The organism is Methylophaga sp. OBS3, assembly GCF_026319325.1.
Taxonomy (GTDB): domain Bacteria; phylum Pseudomonadota; class Gammaproteobacteria; order Nitrosococcales; family Methylophagaceae; genus Methylophaga.
Map to the genome: position 1 here is coordinate 150,050 of NZ_JAPDMU010000004.1, position 19,309 is coordinate 169,358.

General features: G+C 44.4%; 21 protein-coding genes. 4 read left to right on the forward strand and 17 right to left on the reverse strand.

Features of this window, described 5'->3' with window-relative positions; genetic code table 11:
* Positions 1-9: 9 nt before the first annotated feature.
* Positions 10-1,473 carry an IMP dehydrogenase gene (guaB, locus tag OMP94_RS09725; protein WP_266278097.1) on the reverse strand — a complete coding sequence of 488 codons (1,464 nt, stop codon included), beginning with the start codon at positions 1,471-1,473 and terminating at the stop codon, positions 10-12.
* A 62-nt stretch (positions 1,474-1,535) separates the two neighbouring features.
* Between guaB and xseA the strand changes: the two genes are divergently transcribed.
* A complete protein-coding gene (gene xseA, locus OMP94_RS09730) occupies positions 1,536-3,002 on the forward strand; it encodes an exodeoxyribonuclease VII large subunit (RefSeq protein ID WP_266278098.1) in 1,467 nt (488 codons plus the stop codon).
* 7 nt (positions 3,003-3,009) lie between these two features.
* On the opposite strand, the gene OMP94_RS09735 is transcribed toward xseA, so the two are convergent.
* The 9 genes from OMP94_RS09735 to OMP94_RS09775 form a co-directional block, all read right to left on the reverse strand.
* Complete coding sequence (locus tag OMP94_RS09735) at positions 3,010-4,815, reverse strand: ATP-binding protein (RefSeq protein ID WP_266278099.1); 1,806 nt, start codon at positions 4,813-4,815, stop codon at positions 3,010-3,012.
* Between the two features lie 66 nt (positions 4,816-4,881).
* A complete protein-coding gene (lptB, locus tag OMP94_RS09740; protein ID WP_266278100.1) occupies positions 4,882-5,607 on the reverse strand; it encodes an LPS export ABC transporter ATP-binding protein in 726 nt (241 codons plus the stop codon).
* A gap of 15 nt (positions 5,608-5,622) precedes the next feature.
* Positions 5,623-6,411, reverse strand: coding sequence for a lipopolysaccharide transport periplasmic protein LptA (lptA, locus tag OMP94_RS09745; RefSeq protein ID WP_266278101.1), 789 nt, complete (start codon positions 6,409-6,411; stop codon positions 5,623-5,625).
* Positions 6,392-6,970 (reverse strand): LPS export ABC transporter periplasmic protein LptC, encoded by a 579-nt coding sequence (lptC, locus tag OMP94_RS09750; RefSeq protein WP_266278102.1) that lies wholly within the window; start codon positions 6,968-6,970, stop codon positions 6,392-6,394. Before lptC ends, lptA begins: the two co-directional genes overlap by 20 nt.
* Complete coding sequence (gene kdsC, locus OMP94_RS09755) at positions 6,954-7,475, reverse strand: 3-deoxy-manno-octulosonate-8-phosphatase KdsC (protein ID WP_266278103.1); 522 nt, start codon at positions 7,473-7,475, stop codon at positions 6,954-6,956. Before kdsC ends, lptC begins: the two co-directional genes overlap by 17 nt.
* A 13-nt stretch (positions 7,476-7,488) precedes the next feature.
* Positions 7,489-8,466 carry a KpsF/GutQ family sugar-phosphate isomerase gene (locus tag OMP94_RS09760; protein WP_266278104.1) on the reverse strand — a complete coding sequence of 326 codons (978 nt, stop codon included), beginning with the start codon at positions 8,464-8,466 and terminating at the stop codon, positions 7,489-7,491.
* A 141-nt stretch (positions 8,467-8,607) separates the two neighbouring features.
* A complete protein-coding gene (locus tag OMP94_RS09765) occupies positions 8,608-9,339 on the reverse strand; it encodes a VacJ family lipoprotein (protein ID WP_266278105.1) in 732 nt (243 codons plus the stop codon).
* A 129-nt stretch (positions 9,340-9,468) separates the two neighbouring features.
* A complete protein-coding gene (locus OMP94_RS09770) occupies positions 9,469-10,506 on the reverse strand; it encodes a glycosyltransferase family 4 protein (RefSeq protein ID WP_266278106.1) in 1,038 nt (345 codons plus the stop codon).
* Positions 10,507-11,301, reverse strand: coding sequence for a UDP-2,3-diacylglucosamine diphosphatase (locus OMP94_RS09775; RefSeq protein ID WP_266278107.1), 795 nt, complete (start codon positions 11,299-11,301; stop codon positions 10,507-10,509).
* Between the two features lie 135 nt (positions 11,302-11,436).
* On the opposite strand from OMP94_RS09775, the gene prlC reads away from it, so the two are divergent.
* Positions 11,437-13,476 carry an oligopeptidase A gene (gene prlC, locus OMP94_RS09780; RefSeq protein ID WP_266278148.1) on the forward strand — a complete coding sequence of 680 codons (2,040 nt, stop codon included), beginning with the start codon at positions 11,437-11,439 and terminating at the stop codon, positions 13,474-13,476.
* A 41-nt stretch (positions 13,477-13,517) separates the two neighbouring features.
* Here prlC and OMP94_RS09785 read toward each other — a convergent pair whose 3' ends face one another.
* The 3 genes from OMP94_RS09785 to OMP94_RS09795 all read right to left on the reverse strand — a co-directional run bounded on the left by OMP94_RS09785 (position 13,518) and on the right by OMP94_RS09795 (position 14,910).
* The gene (locus OMP94_RS09785; protein WP_266278108.1) at positions 13,518-13,940 is read right to left on the reverse strand and encodes a hypothetical protein; all 423 of its coding nucleotides are present in this window, start codon (positions 13,938-13,940) and stop codon (positions 13,518-13,520) included.
* A 139-nt stretch (positions 13,941-14,079) separates the two neighbouring features.
* Positions 14,080-14,346, reverse strand: a complete 267-nt coding sequence (locus OMP94_RS09790; RefSeq protein ID WP_266278109.1) for a DksA/TraR family C4-type zinc finger protein — start codon at positions 14,344-14,346, stop codon at positions 14,080-14,082.
* Between the two features lie 84 nt (positions 14,347-14,430).
* Positions 14,431-14,910, reverse strand: coding sequence for a lipocalin-like domain-containing protein (locus OMP94_RS09795; RefSeq protein ID WP_266278110.1), 480 nt, complete (start codon positions 14,908-14,910; stop codon positions 14,431-14,433).
* A 167-nt stretch (positions 14,911-15,077) separates the two neighbouring features.
* On the opposite strand from OMP94_RS09795, the gene ubiD reads away from it, so the two are divergent.
* Entirely contained in the window at positions 15,078-16,541 is a 1,464-nt protein-coding gene (gene ubiD / locus OMP94_RS09800; protein WP_266278111.1) for a 4-hydroxy-3-polyprenylbenzoate decarboxylase, read from the forward strand.
* Positions 16,542-16,580: 39 nt separating this feature from the next.
* Here ubiD and fdhD read toward each other — a convergent pair whose 3' ends face one another.
* The 4 genes from fdhD to moaD all read right to left on the reverse strand — a co-directional run bounded on the left by fdhD (position 16,581) and on the right by moaD (position 18,703).
* Positions 16,581-17,450, reverse strand: coding sequence for a formate dehydrogenase accessory sulfurtransferase FdhD (gene fdhD / locus OMP94_RS09805; protein ID WP_266278112.1), 870 nt, complete (start codon positions 17,448-17,450; stop codon positions 16,581-16,583).
* Between the two features lie 172 nt (positions 17,451-17,622).
* Positions 17,623-18,024, reverse strand: a complete 402-nt coding sequence (locus tag OMP94_RS09810) for an MAPEG family protein (RefSeq protein WP_266278113.1) — start codon at positions 18,022-18,024, stop codon at positions 17,623-17,625.
* Between the two features lie 12 nt (positions 18,025-18,036).
* Entirely contained in the window at positions 18,037-18,474 is a 438-nt protein-coding gene (locus OMP94_RS09815) for a molybdenum cofactor biosynthesis protein MoaE (protein WP_266278114.1), read from the reverse strand.
* 1 nt (position 18,475) lies between these two features.
* Positions 18,476-18,703 (reverse strand): molybdopterin converting factor subunit 1, encoded by a 228-nt coding sequence (gene moaD / locus OMP94_RS09820; RefSeq protein ID WP_266278115.1) that lies wholly within the window; start codon positions 18,701-18,703, stop codon positions 18,476-18,478.
* Between the two features lie 45 nt (positions 18,704-18,748).
* On the opposite strand from moaD, the gene moaC reads away from it, so the two are divergent.
* The gene (gene moaC, locus OMP94_RS09825; RefSeq protein WP_266278116.1) at positions 18,749-19,231 is read left to right on the forward strand and encodes a cyclic pyranopterin monophosphate synthase MoaC; all 483 of its coding nucleotides are present in this window, start codon (positions 18,749-18,751) and stop codon (positions 19,229-19,231) included.
* Positions 19,232-19,309: the final 78 nt, after the last annotated feature.

Here is a 19,309-nt window from a genome sequence, read left to right on the forward strand (position 1 = left end):
AAACAAGTCTTAGCTAATACGGTAGTTAGGTGCTTCTTTAGTGATGGTAACGTCATGAACGTGGCTTTCGCTCATGCCAGCAGCCGTAACCCGTACAAACTCTGGTTTAGTCCGCATTTCTTCAATCGTTGCACTACCGGTGTAGCCCATACTGGCACGTAAGCCACCCATCAATTGATGGATTAATGGACTCAAATTACCTTTGAATGGCACACGGCCTTCAATACCTTCTGGTACCAATTTGTCAGCTTCACTAGATTCTTGGAAGTAACGATCGCTTGAACCTTGTTTTTGTTGCATGGCACCTAATGAACCCATACCACGGTAGGCTTTGTAAGCACGGCCTTGATAAAGCTCAACTTCGCCTGGTGCTTCTTCAGTACCAGCAAACATGCCGCCAACCATGATGCAGTGGGCACCGGCAACAATGGCTTTTGAAATATCACCAGAGAAACGGACACCACCATCTGCAATGACGGGTACGCCAGTACCTTCAAGCGCTGCAGCGACGTTACTGATAGCAGAAATCTGTGGTACACCGACACCAGCGACAATACGTGTAGTACAAATTGAACCAGGGCCGATACCCACTTTAACTGCGTCAGCGCCAGCTTCAACCAAAGCTTTAGCAGCCGCAGCAGTGGCGATATTACCGCCAATAACTTCGAGTTCAGGGAAGGCTTGTTTAACCCAGCGAACCATATCTAGCACGCCTTGTGAGTGACCGTGAGCGGTATCAACCACGATAACATCGACGCCTGCAGCAGCTAATGCTTGAACACGTGTTTGGCTTTCAGCACCAATACCAACAGCTGCACCAACGCGTAAACGTTCCTGTGCATCTTTTGAGGCTAAAGGATTATCCGTTTGTTTCTGGATGTCTTTAACCGTGATCATGCCTTGCAGGTGGAAGTTATCGTCGACGACTAATACTTTCTCGATACGGTTAGCGTGTAGTAAATGCAATACCTCTTCACGAGTTGCATCTTCACCAACGGTGACCAGTTTATCTTTACCCGTCATGATTGACGAAACAGGTTGTTCGTAATGCGTTTCAAAGCGCAGGTCACGGCTAGTAACGATACCAACTAGGTCATCACCATCAACAACTGGAACACCAGAGATATTGTGTGAACGGGTTAGTTCAACAACTTCGCCAATGGTCGCACTTGGGCTTACGGTAATTGGATCACGAACAACACCACTTTCAAACTTTTTGACGCGACGAACTTCTTCAGCCTGTTGCTCGATAGTCATGTTTTTGTGCAGAATACCGAGACCGCCTTCTTGCGCCATTGCGATGGCCAGACGACTTTCAGTAACCGTATCCATTGCTGAAGAAATCAGCGGGATATTTAGGGTAATGCCTCGAGTTAGTTGCGTGGTCAGGCGAACATCACGCGGTAAAACATTTGAGTAAGCGGGTAACAACAACACGTCATCAAATGTCAGGGCTTCTTGCGCAATTCTCATGGGGTGGGTTCCTGAATTTCCTGTAATATGATCGAGAAATTATATCAGGAACTTGGGGACTTATGGCAGCACTTGTCTCATCAGATCCACAGTCAAAATTAGCTCAGCGTAGCGTCAAAGATATCTATCCCGTTTCCCGTTTAGTCAAGGAAGTCAGGCTGTTACTGGATGGAAGCTTTCCGTTGCTATGGGTTGAAGGTGAAATTTCCAATCTGGCAATGCCCGGGTCAGGGCATATTTATTTCACTCTAAAAGATGCCGCAGCGCAGGTTCGTTGCGCAATGTTTCGTGGTCGCAATCAGCAGCTAAGATTTACACCTGAAAATGGCATGCAAGTGCTATTGCGCGTCAAAGTCACTATGTATGAAGGACGCGGTGAATTTCAACTCATTGTTGAACATATGGAGCCTGCTGGTAGTGGCGCACTACAACGTGCTTATGAGGCCTTAAAAAATCGACTGGGCCAAGAAGGTCTATTTGATAACGCACATAAAAAATCACTACCTTTAATGCCCCAAACAATCGGGATTGTTTCATCTCCCGATGGTGCCGCTGTTCACGATATTTTGAGTGTTTTAAAACGTAGATTCCCGGCTGCCAATATCATTCTTTACCCCGTACCAGTTCAAGGTGAAACGGCGCCTGCTTTGATAGCGGACGCCATTAAGTTAGCCAATCAACGTCATGAATGTGATGTGATGATTGTTGGTCGTGGTGGTGGCTCACTTGAAGATTTGTGGGCATTTAATGACGAACGAGTTGCCCGAGCAATTTTTGCCAGTAAGTTACCCGTCATTAGTGCTGTTGGCCATGAGATTGATTTTAGTATTGCTGATTTTGTTGCCGATGTGAGAGCGCCAACTCCCTCGGCTGCGGCAGAGCTGGCGGTGCCGGATGCAAATCAATTGAAACGTCATTTGCAACAACTTTCACAGCGGTTAAATTTAAGATTAACCGGATGGTTGGCACAACAACATCGACATTTGCGTTATTTGACACAACGTTTGCCGAAGCCCCAGCAGCAGATTCGCATGCAGCAACAGTTGTTGGCACGGATCATTAGGCAAAAAAATAGTGCGATGCAACGTATTTTGCAGGCCAAACAACAGCAAACAGATTATCTCGCTGCACGTTTGCAACATCCTCAGGCACAAATCGAAAGACAACAGCGACGTTTGGATGAGCGTCAACGTCAATTAATGGCGGCTTGGCAGCGTGTTTTGCAGCGACATTCAAGCCAAATCAATCAGCAAACACAACAGTTACAACTATTGCAAAATCAACTGCATAAAACGGTGCAAGCTCGTATTCAAAATCATCGGCTTAATTTGGCTCAGCAAGTTCGGACATTGGCTGCGGTTAGTCCGTTAAATACACTAGATCGTGGCTACAGTATTACATCCGACTTAGTCACAGGTAGCGTAGTGACTAGCAGTCAAAATGTGGAAATAGATCAGACTTTAAATATTCGCCTTCACCAAGGGCAAATACAGTGTCTTGTAACGGGAAAGCAAGAGGGTGAAAAGTAAGCTTTAGCTACAATGTCTCGAGTGATAATAGCCGATGAAGCTGTTTTTCGAGCTCATCAAAATTTAGGGGTTTGGTGAGATAAGCATCAAAAACATTCTCAGCACGCTCTTGATCGTATGCCATGGCGGCAGCCGTAATGGCAATCACCGGAATAGACTGCATTTCGGGCATTTGATGAATATGTTTCGTGGCTTCTATGCCATTCATTCCCGGTAAATTGACATCCATTAACACTAAATCAGGATGTAACGATTCCATTACTTGCAGTCCTGTTTCTGCCATTTTGCAACTGTGTAGTTCCAGATTTGGGTGCCGACGAAAATAAGCTTGCATGAGCTTTATGTTGGCAGGATTATCTTCGATATAAAGTACTTTTTTGATGGCTTTGTTTGTCGGTTTTGACGTCTCTTTATCTGATAAATTAATATTTGAAACGGGTAAGTTTTCAGGTCGGTTTGTTAAGGGGATTTCAACCCAAAATCGGCTTCCCTCATCTTCTCTACTATCAAAGCCAATAACACCGTGCATCGCCTTAATCAAACGCTCGGTGACAACTAATCCCACCCCAGATCCTTCAACACCAGAGTTTTCCCTGCCCAGGCGATCGAAAGCAGTAAATAGTTGAGGCTGTCGGTCGGCTGGAATGCCAATGCCACTATCCGTAATATTAATTCGTAATCGACGCAAATCAGAAATGACTTCACAGCTTATACTGACCATACCTCGAGGTTGATTATATTTGATGGCATTACTTAATAAATTAATGAGTACTTGTTTGAGGCGTGTACTGTCGGCGATGACCCAGTGCTCAGTCAGTGGGGCAACATCTACATAGATTTCATTTTCATTAGCAAGCGACTCAAGTAAGGGTAAACAGCTGTGGATGACTTGTGTTGCATCAACTGGCTCTAATGAAACCTCAATATTGCCGCCCTCAATTTTTGATAACTCCAACACATCATTGATGAGCTTAAGTAAGTGTTCGCCGCTTTGTTGGATGATGGCAATATTACTTTGTTGCTCATTATTGAGAGGGGCGCTTGGATCGTTTTGTAGCAATTGGGCAAAGCCTAATATGGCATTAAGCGGCGTCCGCAGTTCATGACTCATCGATGAGAGAAACTCAGACTTGGCTTGATTCGCTTTTTCTGCTTCTTCTTTGGCAGCAACTAGCGCTTGATGCTCAGCATTTCGTAAAGAAATGTCGCGAGCAATACCTGTAAAAAAGTAACTGTCTTCCCACTGGAACGCACTAAGTGTTAGTTCAATAGGAATCACTTGGCCACTTTTATGTAAGCCCTCAACCTGAACTGCTTGGCCGATTATTTTAGATTCACTGGTTTCTAAAAATTTTGCCATGCCCTGGCTATGCATAGAGCGGTATTGGGCTGGCATCAGTTGCGTGATGTTGTGACCAATAATTTCTTCTGGCTGATAGCCATATAACTCAGTAGAAGCTTGATTGAAGTGTTGAATGGTGCCAGTAGCATCAATAGTAATGACACTTTCTAGCGTATGGTCCAACAGTGTTTGGAGTCTGTCGCTTTCACGCTTTGCCATGCGACTAAGTTGTTCACTGTTGGCTAACTCAGCTTCAAGTTCATTAGTTTTTTCTAAGACTAATGCTTGAATTTGAGATTGGTAATGGCGTTTGAGCAAAAATGCCAGTAAGCCGCAGAAGGTGAGGGTAATACTAATAAATAAAATAATTAGCCAGTCGTTACTGCTAAATAGCTGCGGTGTTTCCGCAAGGGCAACACTGCTGTAGAACATGAAGGTAAACAGCAAACAACGCATAATGTGAATCAACACGTATCTCGTTAGGTTGATTCCATCTTAACCCGCGTATTGTGAACGCGCTAGCAGTAATTACGTTGTTTAAAGGCGGAATTCTTTGCCCAAATAAACACTCAGTACTTTTTTGTCTTTGAGGATGTCTTCAGGCGTACCACGCGCTATAACTTCACCTTCATTAAAGATATAGGCACGTTGGCAAACGCTCAGCGTTTCACGGACATTATGGTCGGTAATCAAAATGCCGATACCACGACTGGCAAGCTCTTTGATAATGCCTTGGATATCCAATACCGAGATGGGGTCAACGCCGGCAAATGGCTCATCAAGCAAGATGAATTTAGGTTCCATTGCCAGTGCTCTGGCAATTTCAACTCGTCGACGTTCACCACCAGATAGCGCCATACCGAGAGATGCTCTGATATGACCAATATGAAAATCATCAAGCAAACGCTCGAGCAAATCCAATTGTGATGCTTTCGATAAGTCTTTTCGGGTTTCGATGATCGCCATCAGGTTGTCTTCAACACTGAGCTTACGAAACACAGAAGCTTCTTGCGGCAAATAGCCAATGCCTAATTGTGCACGTTGGTGGATGGGGGCGTTGGTTAACTCTTGTTGATCTAAAAACACGTGTCCCTGATCAACAGGTACCAGTCCAACAATCATATAAAAGCTGGTTGTTTTACCCGCACCATTGGGCCCTAACAGGCCAACAATTTCACCGCTATTCACTTCCAGTGAAATATTTTTGACAACCTGACGAGTGCCAAACTGCTTGGCAAGTTGGCTTGCAGAAAGTTTGCTCATATAGCGATATCGAGATTAATTTTCTTTGATGTAACGCTGATTAATCCAACCGATGACGGCTTCGCCATTAATAAAGCCTTTCACCTGTGCCCAGTCATTTTGTCTGGTCAGAATTAATACTTCGGTATTGGCCGCAAAAGTCGACAGTTTTTCGTATTGCACTCCAGGACCGGTACGGACATTTAAGGCTGTTTCAATTACGCCCTTAGGATAAGTAGTTTCACTTGTTTGCTCTGGGGCTGAAATTGGTTCAGCGGGTGTTGGGTTGTTTGCTGGTGCTGGTTGTTTTTCGCGTTGACCCGGTGGCTGAATTGTTACATGCACACGGCCACTAGTTTGTTTTTGACCATCTACTTCAACAGGTGCTGAATTGGCAAATACAACATTTTTAGCAATATCGTATTCGATGCGATTACCTTTAAACTCATCGCCATTTTGCCAGACATAACCTTGGCCGATAAGGTAAATCTTTTCATCACCAGCGTAGTAATCCATTCTTAATGCACGGGCACGGACAGGTTCTTCACCGGGTTTATGAACTTGTTTGTAGGTTGCTAACTTACCTTCCGCAACAGCTTTTTTGAGTTCTTTATTTTCATCGTAGTAGAAAGTGATAATGTCACCTTCGATACGCAATGTACCTTGCGTCAGAATGGCATCACCTTTGTACTGTGCGACACCTGACGCATCATCCATTTGTGCGTGATCTGCTTCAATATTGATAGGTTTCTCGCGATCACTTGGAAGCGCCCAAGCCGAAATCGGTAACCAAAATAACAGCAGACTAGTTTGCAGCAGGCGCATTGTATTGTCCTCGTACCCTAGAGTGTAGGTTTATTGTTTGTTCTTTTAATGCCGCATGAAGCCCGACAGAGTGGGTATCACCATTGGGCGAACGCATTAAAACCGGTTCATCGGTATATGCCGTGTTGTTAATTGTATCCAGATGTAACAACTCGGTCAGCAATTGAATTTCTGGCTCATCTTTATTGGTAATAATAACATTGCCAGTTAGCACAATGTTTTCACCTTTACCCGATGTATCGGCACGGTCTGACTGTAATATCCAGTCATCATCATCCATCACAATATGCAGGACAATAGGATCAATAATCTCTGTTCTATCACCCTCAGGAAAATGAGCAGCTTCACGGCCTTCAATCACACGTTGGGGCTGACCATTAAGATCCATCACCGTCATAGTGAAGTCCGTCATAGCATAGTCACTGGTACGAGCAACCAGCGGGTCGCCTGCATTCTTTGAGGTCGGGCTATCGTCAGTAAAAAAAAGCCAAAAAGTTAGCAAAACCACTGCAATGAGCAGTAGTCGCATTGGCCATGACAAATTAAAAATGGCGTTCAAATTGATCCTGTAAGCTTCCTTGTGCTTCCATAATCAGTTCGCAAACTTCGCGAGCTGCGCCTTGACCACCGCCTGATGGGGTCATCCAATGTGCATGTTGTTTAACGCGTGCATCAGCATCTTGAACTGCGATGGCTAAACCGACACGACTCATGATGGCTAAATCTACCCAGTCATCGCCAACATAAGCGCATTGTTCTGGAGTGAGATTCAATTTGGCAATCAGATCTTCAAAAGCTGGTAACTTCACTCGTTGACCTTGATAGACATGATTGATGCTGAGACCGTTCATGCGGTGCTCAACCGTTTTTGATGTGCGTCCCGTGATGATAGCGATTTCAACACCGGTATATTGCAATAACTTCATGCCATGGCCATCACGAGAATGAAAGGCTTTATATTCCTGACCATCATCACCAATGATAATGCGACCATCAGTGAGTACACCATCGACATCAAAAATGAGCAGTTTAATTTGTTTGGCGCGGGCGTGAATGTCTTGCATGTAATTTCCTGAATTAAACAACACCGGCGCGTAGCAGATCATGCATGTTGAGTGCGCCAACTAATTGTTGTTCTGAGTTAATAATAAGCAGACCATTGATTTTGTGTTTTTCCATCAAGGCAAGCGCTTCGGCTGCCAACATATCAGGCTGACCTGTTTTACAGTTTTTCGTCATATGCTCACTGAGCTTGGCTGTGCGAATATCAACGGTTTGCGACAAAACGCGACGTAAATCACCATCTGTAAAGATGCCGGTGAGTTGGTCGGAATCATTAACGACGGCTGTCATACCCAAACTCTTGTTGCTCATTTCAATTAAAGCATCGCCGAGCAAAGCACTCTCATGAATTTTGGGAATCGCGGCATCTTTATGCATGATGTCTCGAACATGCAATAACAAGCGACGACCAAGGTTGCCACCCGGATGTGACAAAGCAAAATCTTCCGCTGTAAAACCTTTTGCCTCAAGCAAGGCAATAGCTAAAGCATCACCCATAACCAACGTAGCTGTTGTACTAGAAGTCGGTGCTAAACCAAGCGGACAAGCTTCTTTTTCGACACTGACATCAATATGCGCACTCGCACATTCGGCTAGCGTGGAATGTGGGCGACCAGTTAAGGCAATCAATGGCACACCCAGTCGTTTAATCAGTGGCAGGATAGTGAGGATTTCGCTGGTTTCGCCAGAATTGGATAGGGCAATAACCACGTCATTGCTTGTGATCATGCCAAGATCACCATGGCTTGCTTCACCTGGGTGAACAAAAAAAGCAGGGCTCCCGGTGCTTGCCAATGTGGCAGCTAATTTACCGCCGATATGGCCAGACTTCCCCATACCGATAACAACGATGCGTCCTTCACAAGCGAGTAGGTATTCGCAGGCTTTGACAAATGTGGCGTCGATGCGGTCTCGCAGTGCATTAACGGCATTGATTTCAGTATCAATGACGGCTGTTGCGAGAGAAATTAACTTGTCAGCTTCCAAGGTCATTCTTTTATAAATGCCAGCTTAAGTTGCAAAACAGGCAGTATACCTGAGCGAGTCGAGTTATCGACCATGAAACAGCAATAATCCTAAGTTAGATGTAAAAAAAACCGGACAGTGTCCGGTTTTTTTGTCATGCGATGTTATTTACATATCATCGAATAAATCGAAGTCTTCATCGCCATCATTAGGTGGGTTACCGTCGTAAACCAAATATTGACGTCTTTGTAGGTAAGCATCACGAATATAAGCATATTCGTCATCACTCGCTTCAGAGACAACTTTACTGGCTTTTAGCAGGCTTGCACGGGTATCGATAACACGTGTTGCAGCTAGGGCAATTTGCGTTTCATCGTGGTTAACGTACGTGACAGGATCAGTCAGGATATCGCCCACTAAACCAAAGGTGTCGCGAACAGTGCTAGGGCCAAAGAAAGGTAATACGACATAGGCACCTGGTTCAGCCCCCCAAACGCCGAGTGTTTGACCAAAGTCTTCGTTATTCTTGGCGTAACCAGCATGACCAGCAACATCAAAAATACCGAACACACCGACAGTGGTGTTCAAAGCAAAACGACCAGTGTCATGTGCTGCTTGTTCAAACTTGCCTTGTAACAAGCCGTTGATGATGACCGTAATTTCATTCAGGTTGCTGAAGAAATTACTGATACCCCAGCTGATAGGTTCTGGTACAACTGTGTCATAACCTTTAGCAACGGGTTTAAGAACCGCTTTATCCAGCGTGTCATTAAACTTGTACATGGCTCGGTTATAGCCCTCATAAGGATCTTGAGGATTATCATAAGTGGAAGCACAGCCACTCATTAGAGCGAGCACGGCAACCATTGCCAATGCACGAGCAGAATTAAAATAGTTCATCGAGCCATTCCCTGAAAATTGCACAATAGAATAAATAATCTCACGCAAACTTAGACGTGATCAAGTAATTCTGTTGTTTTGATGCCATCAGGAATGGCAGGTTGTTGTGTGGAAACAACGTAGCCGTGTTTAGCCTGCGACGTCAGCAGTCATCAAACCGGTTGTTTGCGGGGCATTATCAAACATCATCGACTCAAAAACACGACTACAGGCTGTCCAACTATTAAGCTTGGCGTAATGGATACAATCAGCAGGGTTTAACTTGCTAGCTTCTAAGGCTGCAACTTGTAAATTGTCATGGGTGATGCCGGTACTGCCGTTTTCGATAATATCCATTGGCCCTGTTACGGGATAAGCTGCAACTGGCAGACCACAAGCCATGGCTTCAAGAATGACTAAGCCAAAGGTATCAGTTTTGCTTGGGAATACAAACACATCGCAAGCCGCTAACCAACTAGCAAGTTCATCACCAAACTTAGCACCAGCAAAAGTGACATTGGGATAACGCTTTTGAAGCATTGCTAAATCAGGGCCATCACCAATCACTAGCTTGCTACCTGGCAAATCGAGATTGAGGAAAGCTTCAATATTTTTCTCAACCGCAACCCTTCCCATATTGACGTAAATAGGTCTTGGTAAATCCAACTTAATGGGATTGTCAGCCTTAAAAATTTCGGTATCAACGCCACGTCCCCAAACCGCTATGCCCTCAAAGCCTCGCTCAACTAACCGTTGTTTTTGTGAAGCTGTTGGTACCAACGTTCGAACGGCAGGCTTATGGAAACGACGAAAAAAAGCGTAGCTCCAACTGAGTGGAATTGGTGCACGTAACCGCAAATATTCTGGAAACTGGGTGTGATAAGACGTGGTAAAACGAACATTGTGACGTAAACACCAGCGGCGAGCGGCCTGACCTAATGGGCCTTCTGTTGCGATATGTACGGCATTGGCATCAAACTCTTTGAGGAGTTTGGCGACGCGGCGATATGGAAACAAAGCGAGTCGAATACTTGGGTAGGAGGGGCAGGGAACGGTTTTGAAAAGCTGTGGCGTAATGAGTTTTACCTCATGACCAAAACTTTCCAGATAATTCCTTGTGATACCCAGCGTGCGAACCACGCCGTTAACCTGCGGTTCCCAAGCATCGGTCACAATGATGATTTTCATTTAGGCAGCCTGTGCGATAGCCTTGGATTCAGTCATTAACTCTGTCCAAGTCAGAATTTCCATTTGACCATTAGGGTGTTCTACCAGTGCAGTACAACTTTCTACCCAGTCACCGCAGTTGTAATAGTCAATGCCATGTAATTCACTGATTTCAGCGCGGTGAATATGACCACAAACCACACCATCTACGCCCTGACGTGCAGCTTCATGTGCTACGGCTTCTTCAAAGTTACTGATGTATTGCACAGCATTTTTAACTTTATGCTTCAAAAATGCAGCCAATGACCAGTATGAAAAGCCCATTTTGCGACGCACTAAATTGACATAGCGATTTGCTCTGAGTAAGAACTCATACAAACGACTGCCTATTTTGGCCAACATCGGCGAGATTTTGACCACGCTATCAAATTCATCACCATGCAAAATGAGCAGCTTCTTGCCTTCTGCAGTGGTGTGCACTGCCTCGTGTTTGATTTCAACGTTACCAAACACCATGCCATCGTAATCACGGAATACTTCGTCATGATTGCCTGGTATATAAACCACTTTGGTATTGTGTTTGGCTTTACCGAGAAGGGTGCGAATCACATTATTGTGTTCTTGTGGCCAGAACATACGTTTTTTCATTTCCCAAACGTCAATAATGTCACCGACCAGATATAAGTATTCGCATTCGGTATGATGCAAGAAGTCCAGAAGTAACTCGGCACTACAGCCGCGAAAGCCCAAATGGATGTCAGAAATCCATACACTACGAACTTTGAGTTTTTGTTTAGGACTGACTTGTGTTTGCATAATGCGCCCTTATCTTTAACTTGAGCGCACACTAACGAAAGACTATTGCAGCGATGTGACCTTTTGATTGCAGAAATATGACGCAAACAAGTGTAATCGCCGTCAATATGACGAAAACATAGGAACTGGATGGCTATGAGTAACCCATTACTAGAACACGAATTTTTACCGCCTTTTTCTAAGATAAAGGCTGAACACGTTGAGCCTGCGGTCGATCATGTGCTGAATCAAGCGCGTCAAATGGTGAAAGATACCTTGGCTGATTTACAGCAACCAACATGGGAAAGTCTGGTTGAGCCAATGGAAGAGCTGGATGTCATGATCGACAAAGTATGGTCCCCAGTCAGCCATTTAAACTCGGTGATGAATTCTGATGAATTACGTCAGGCTTACAATGCTTGTTTACCAAAATTAAGTGATTTTGGCACGGAGCTGGGACAAAACGAAGATTTGTACCAAGCCTATAAAACTTTGCAGCAAAGTGATGAATACAACCAATTAAATACTGCGCAGAAAAAAGTTGTTGATAACGCGGTTCGTGATTTTCGATTATCTGGCGTCGAATTAAATCAGCAAGATCGTGATCGTTTTAAACAGCTTTCACAGCAAATGACTGAGCGTTGTGCGAAGTTCGAAGAAAATTTGTTGGATGCAACACACGCCTGGAAAAAACATATTACGGATGAGTCATTGCTCGCAGGATTACCGCCGTCGACTATCGCTATGGCTGAGCAAATGGCAAAGCGTGAAAACCTCGATGGTTGGTTATTTACCCTGGATTTTCCATCTTATATGCCAGTTATGAGTTACGCCGATAATCGTGAATTTCGAGAAGAGATATACACGGCGTTTGCTACCAAAGCCTCAGATCAAGGCCCCAATGCTGGTCAATGGGATAACACTGAAGTCATGCAAGATATTTTGCAGTTACGACATGACTTAGCACAGTTACTTGGCTTTACCAATCATGCTGAACGCTCACTGGCGACAAAAATGGCGCAAAGCCCACAACAAGTTCTGGATTTCTTGGGTGATTTAGCTACCCGGAGTAAGCCTATTGCTGAACAAGAGTTTGCAGAGTTACGTGAATTTGCCAAGCAAGAATCTGGATTGGAAACGCTGGAAGCTTGGGATATTACCTATTTTGCAGAGAAACTTCGCCAACAACGTTATGCGATTTCACAAGAAGAGTTAAAGCCGTACTTCCCACAAAACCGTGTTGTTGACGGTTTATTTGCGGTGGTCAATCGTCTTTATGGCCTAGATATTCGTGAAAATACCGATGTTGATGTTTGGCATCCTGATGTTAGATTTTTTGAGATCGTCGGTGATGACGGCAATGTCAGAGCGCAATTCTATTTAGATATGTATGCCCGTCAGCATAAACGGGGCGGAGCATGGATGGATGAATGCAAAGTTCGTCGTAAAACCAAAAATGGCATCCAGATCCCTGTGGCATTTTTGACCTGTAATTTTTCTGAACCTGTTGGTGATAAACCTGCTTTATTTACCCATGATGAAGTCACCACCTTGTTCCATGAGTTTGGTCATGGTTTACATCATATGTTGACCAAGATTGAAGCTGCTGGCGTATCTGGTATTAATGGCGTTGCATGGGATGCCGTCGAATTGCCAAGTCAGTTTATGGAAAACTGGTGTTGGGAGCGTGAAGCGCTGGATTTGATTTCTGGTCATTATCAAACTGGCGACAAACTGCCGGATGATTTATTTGAAAAAATGATTGCTGCGCGTAACTTCCAGTCAGCCATGATGATGTTACGTCAGCTTGAATTTTCATTGTTCGACTTCCGCTTACATTTGGAATTTGATCCAAATGAATCGAATCAAGTCGATAAAATTTTGGCGCAAGTTCGTGACGAAGTTGCGGTTGTAAAACCGCCTAAATTTAATCGCTTTGCGCATAGTTTTTCGCATATTTTTGCTGGCGGTTATGCTGCAGGTTATTACAGTTATAAATGGGCGGAAGTGCTATCAGCCGATGCTTTTTCGAAATTTGAAGAAAATGGCATTTTTGATCGCCAAACGGGTTTGGACTTTTTACAAGCTATTTTGGAACAGGGCGGTAGCCGTGAGCCGATGGAGTTGTTTATTGAGTTTCGAGGTCGTGAGCCGCAAATTGATGCCTTGTTGAGGCATTCAGGCATTGCCGCATAAAAAAGGGCCGAAAGGCCCTTTTTTTGCTTTTGAAATCAGCATTAACCTTTGTTATTCAAACAAATTTGCACGGTTTCCTGTGCATTTTGAATTAGCAAGGTAGCAGCGTCTTTAGAGATCGTACCGGCTTCAATGTCTTTAATCATTTCAGCATTTAAAGCTTGTGTGGTCGCACTTAAGTCAGCGCCTTGGGCGACAGGCAAAATGGCTTTTTCTTGGTAGTTTTCAGGAAACAGCTTTAAACCTTTTAATTGGCAGCTTGCCATCTTGGCGACGTATGCGTTTGCTTCCATTTCTACTGCGGCTGCTGTCATTTCTGGACGATCAGCACTTAGTTGTTTTACCACCAGTGGTTTTAATTGCGCTTGATAGTTTTGCGTATAGTTTTTTTCATCTTCAGCGCTGATTGCCATAACGGTTGATGTCATTAATACCAATGGCAGGGTCATGAGTAATTTTTTCATTATATTTCTCTCTTTCAATCGGGCTTTGGCCGGCCAACTTGGATGTTGTTGGTCCTGGTGAACTGTAACGGGTTCGCTCAGATGTTACTAGTCACCCACGTGAGATTAATCGTGCCGATATGAAGATTTTGTCAATTGACTAGCGAAGCTGACTATCTTTACTGCCACGGCGATTAAACAGGCCTGCCGCTTTATTTTCTTTATCGACAATTTCCTGACATTTCACGCAAAGACGAACACCAGGAATTGCCTGACGACGCGCTTCGGGAATTGGTTTATCACATTCTTCACAATGGCTGAGACTTTCACCTTTGGGCAATTGTGAACGTGCCTGACTTATCGCATCTTCAACACTGGCATCGATTTGATCTTGCACCGCACCATCACGGGACCATCCTCCAGCCATAACCATCTCCTCATGATGAGTTAATAGATTGTTTTCATTGTACTAAATCATCAATATGGCGGCGTAAGTTTTAAATGCAAGAGGTTAATCTTTAACCGCTTGAAAGGTCACGATGCTACGTGTCATCGCATCAGGCCAATTCGGCATCATGCGCCATGGCGTTAATATCCGAAGCGTGTCACCCTCTAATTGAAAGTTTCGTGCTTGCTCTGTGCCAACCCAGGCTGGGTTCCAAGCAACTTCAACGCTGGTAATAAATTGGTTATTTTCGATGCGATAGGTGCCTGAGTAGGCAATCAAGGTATCTAATAGTTTTGCTTTATCTTCAATAGATTTTGCTGGTTTGCGGTTATCAGCAGTCAGTACAAACGAAATACGATTATCGGCGGTAAGAATGACGTAACCCGTCGGATTTTTGCCCATCGGTGTGAAAATATCGCCAGTTTCTTGTGACTCAACTTCATAAGAGACTAATTGCCATATACCAACGGGACTATTGTGGTCATCTGCAAAGCTTAAAGTGGAAAAGAATAGGGCGAGTCCAGTGAAGAAAATTTTTAACATTTGCTATCGCTTTTGGTTTTTAAAAAAGGTTGTACTTAGCTTCGGACGATTTATTGCCCTTAAAAATCCTTAAAGCCAAAATTTAATTTAATAACGGCATCTAGGTTATCGATTGTTGATGGCAAACTGTTAAGCTACGTATCACGAATAGAAAAACTTGAGATGGCATGAAATATACCGATTTACGTGACTTTATCAGTGGTCTAGAAAAACAAGGTGAGCTGAAACGCATCACGGCTGAAATTGATCCTTATCTGGAAATGACAGAGATCTGTGACAGAGTGTTACGTGCAGGTGGTCCGGCGATTTTGTTTGAAAATCCGAAAGGTAGTAATGTCCCCGTTCTTGCTAATTTATTTGGCACACCAAAACGTGTGGCAATGGGTATGGGGGAGGACTCGGTAGAAGCCTTACGTGAAGTTGGAAAATTACTGGCCTTTTTGAAAGAACCAGAGCCACCTAAAGGTATGAAAGATGCTTGGGAAAAATTACCGATTTTTCGCCAAGTCATGAATATGGGGCCGAAAGTCGTTAAAAAAGCGGCCTGTCAGGAAACCATTATTGAAGGTGATGATGTCGATCTTAGCCAATACCCCATTCAGCATTGTTGGCCAGAAGATGCCGCACCATTAATTACTTGGGGATTAGTAGTCACAAGGGGGCCACATAAGACTCGCCAGAATTTGGGTATTTATCGTCAACAGGTCATCGGCAAAAATCGCGTCATCATGCGTTGGTTATCTCACCGCGGTGGTGCGTTAGATTTTAAAGAATGGCAGCAAACGCATCCGGGGGAACCTTTTCCTGTCGCCGTGGTGTTAGGTTGTGACCCTGCAACGATTTTGGGCGCTGTGACTCCGGTGCCTGATACTTTATCCGAGTATGCGTTTGCCGGTTTACTGCGTGGTAGTAAAACCGAGTTAGTCAGTTGTATTGGCAATGATTTACAAGTGCCAGCCAATGCGGAAATTATTCTCGAAGGTGTGATTCATCCTGATGATATGGCACCTGAAGGGCCGTATGGTGACCATACTGGTTATTACAACGAAGTCGATATTTTTCCGGTATTTACCGTTGAGCGAATTACCCAACGAAAACAGCCCATCTATCACAGCACATACACGGGCCGCCCACCAGATGAGCCAGCCGTATTAGGTGTCGCCTTAAACGAAGTGTTTGTGCCGATTTTGCAAAAACAGTTTCCGGAAATTACTGATTTTTACTTGCCTCCAGAAGGTTGCTCATATCGAATGGCGGTCGTCAGTATGAAGAAACAATATGCCGGACACGCCAAGCGCGTCATGATGGGCGTCTGGTCATTTCTACGTCAGTTTATGTACACCAAGTTTGTCATAGTCGTTGATGATGATGTCAACGTACGTGATTGGCAGGATGTGATTTGGGCGATCACTACCCGAATGGATCCAGCGCGCGATACCGTACTGGTTGAAAATACCCCAATTGATTATTTGGACTTTGCTTCACCAGTCTCTGGTTTAGGATCCAAAATGGGTATGGATGCCACGAATAAACTACCCGGTGAGACGGATAGAGAATGGGGCCGACCTATCGAAAAAGATCCTGCTGTGGTTGAGCGAATTGACGAGATTTGGGCTTCGTTAGATCTATGATGCTGATGTATCGATATCAGATGTGGACATAAACTCTGACTAAATAGCCTGCTGCAAACGTTCTGCTGCAGTAAGCGGTTGATGATAAATAATGTGCCTTTGATTTCGGGCAAATCCTACCAGTAATAAATCTGCTTGTTGTGCCATATCAATGGCAAGCGAGGTTGGTGCTGAAATAGCGACCAAGGCTCCGATACCCGCCTGACAGGTTTTTTGCACCATTTCATAGCTAGCGCGACTACTCACTAAAACAAAACCTTGGCTAACATCGACCTGCTGGCGTTGCAGGTGACCAATCAGTTTATCGAGTGCGTTGTGACGCCCAACATCTTCACGGCAAACCAATATTTGACCAGACAAATCACACCATGCGGCTGCATGAGTGGCACCAGTTAATGCGTTGATTGGCTGTTGGCTTCGCAATGCTGATAAGGCGTGCTCGATGACTTCTGCCGATAAGTCGGGTGCTATGACTTGAGGTACTGGACGAATGGCTTGCTTTAGGGTTTCTGTTCCACACAGACCACAGCCTGTTCGGCCAACCAAGTTTCGGCGTTGCTTTAATTCAGCAAAGCGTTCTTCATGGATGCGAACACGTAAGGTGATGCCTTGCTCATTTTGTAAGACATGGACTGACTCTATCTCATCAACGTTTTTAACGATTTCTTCACTTAAGCTAAAACCATAAGCAAAGTCTTCAAGGTCGGATGGTGATGCCATCATGACTGCATGAGAGACACAGTTATAGACCAGTGCAACCGGTATTTCGGTGGCAATGTCATCAGTCATAACTTCGACAAAGGGCTTATCGTTGTGGCGAGCGTTAACGATCTTGTTAACACTGACAGCGGGTAAATTTCGCATTACTGAGTTATCAGCCATATTTTCGTGGCGAGTTGGTTTTGCCATTCTGTTACTCAATATGCATTTAACTGCATATGTTTCAGTTTAAGTAATTGATAGCAAAAGCTAACACAGTCAATCTGTGCGAAAAATATGATATTTACGTCATAAGGGAGTGATTTGAGTATACCGTCGCTCGCTAACCTAATCGTGTCCGAGAGGGGGGGGGGGGGGAGAATTAAACGTTGGACCAGACGCTAAAGTAACCCATTGCTAGGTAAGCAATATTTAACACTGCAAGCGCGATAATAAGGAACAAGGTGACTTTCATGCCCAGTACACGTTTGCTGAGGTCATTATTTTTTAGACCCATCACATGTAAAACGCGGCCAATAATAAGAATGATACCGACAAGGTGAATGAGCCAGACTGAGATATTCATCATCTCCAGAAGCAAAATGAGAATAAGGGCAATAGGAATATATTCGGTGGCATTCGCTTGAAGACGAATCGCAGTTTGCAGCTCTGGCACATTGCCATCACCAAGGGGGACTTTGTGTTTGCGTCGTAACGCAATAACACTTAATGACAGTTTAACGATTAATAAAGCACATAATCCGGCATATAAGGCGGTGATCATGATTTGCTCCTTTTATTCATTTCCGTCCGTATTTTCACTGACCCAGCGACTGCCATCCTGACGTTGTTCTTTTTTCCAGAATGGGGCGTTAAATTTTAATTCCTCAATCAGCCAGTCACAGGCATCTAATGCCGCTCTGCGATGTGCTGACCAGCAGCCTATTAGTACAATGGCATCACCAGGCTGAATGTCACCGACGCGATGGACAATCAGACAAGATGCTAGCGGCCAACGTTCACAAGCTCGTTTTTCGAGATCTTGAAGATACTTCTCAGTCATTGCGGGGTAATGTTCTAGCGTCATATGACTGACGTTTTCATTGTCATTCATATCGCGCATGGTGCCGATAAAACTGGCTGAGGCACCACACTGCCCGACAGGTAAACGCTGATTAAATTCGGTTAACCATTGATAAGGCAGAAAATCGCAATCCAATATTTGCGTGGCCATATTATCCTCCGGTCACCGGTGGAAAAAAGGCAACTTCGTCACCGTCTGAAACACTCGTATCTAAGGTAGCGTAGTCGAGGTTGACCGCAACCAGTATTCGCTCTGGTAAGGCTTCTCCCGACGTTGCTTTTTGCCATACTTCGGCCACAGTTGTGACGTCTGAGACTTCTGTTTCAGCAAGGTTAAGTTGTTCGCGTAAACTGGCAAAAAATTTGACTTGAATAGACATCGGTTTATTGTTGCGGTTACTGAAAGTTAAAGGATAACACTGACTATGTCGGAATTAACGCATTTTAATCAAGCCGGTGAAGCTCATATGGTTGATGTTGGCGCAAAGGATATTACTCAGCGCCGAGCAATAGCTACGGGGCAAATTAAGATGTTACCCGACACCTTAGCATTAATTACCCAAGGCAATCATAAGAAAGGTGATGTGTTGGGTATCGCTCGAATTGCAGGCATCATGGCTGCGAAAAAGACCAGTGATTTAATTCCGTTATGTCATCCATTGGCATTAACTAAAGTCAGTGTCGACTTTGAGATTGATGCGCAAAATCATGCTGTGAAATGTCTGGCAACCGTGGCAACGGCTGGGCAAACGGGGGTTGAGATGGAAGCCTTGACTGCAGTACAAGTGAGTTTATTGACGATTTACGATATGTGTAAAGCGGTCGATCGAGGCATGGTCATGACAGATATTCAATTGCACGAAAAGGCCGGTGGTAAATCAGGCCTTTGGCAGCGCCACCCCTCCTAAATTTAACAATTCAAAAATTTCAGTTTTAATTAAGGCTGCATTCATTACCCTACGCATAGGAAAAATTCCTATAAGAAC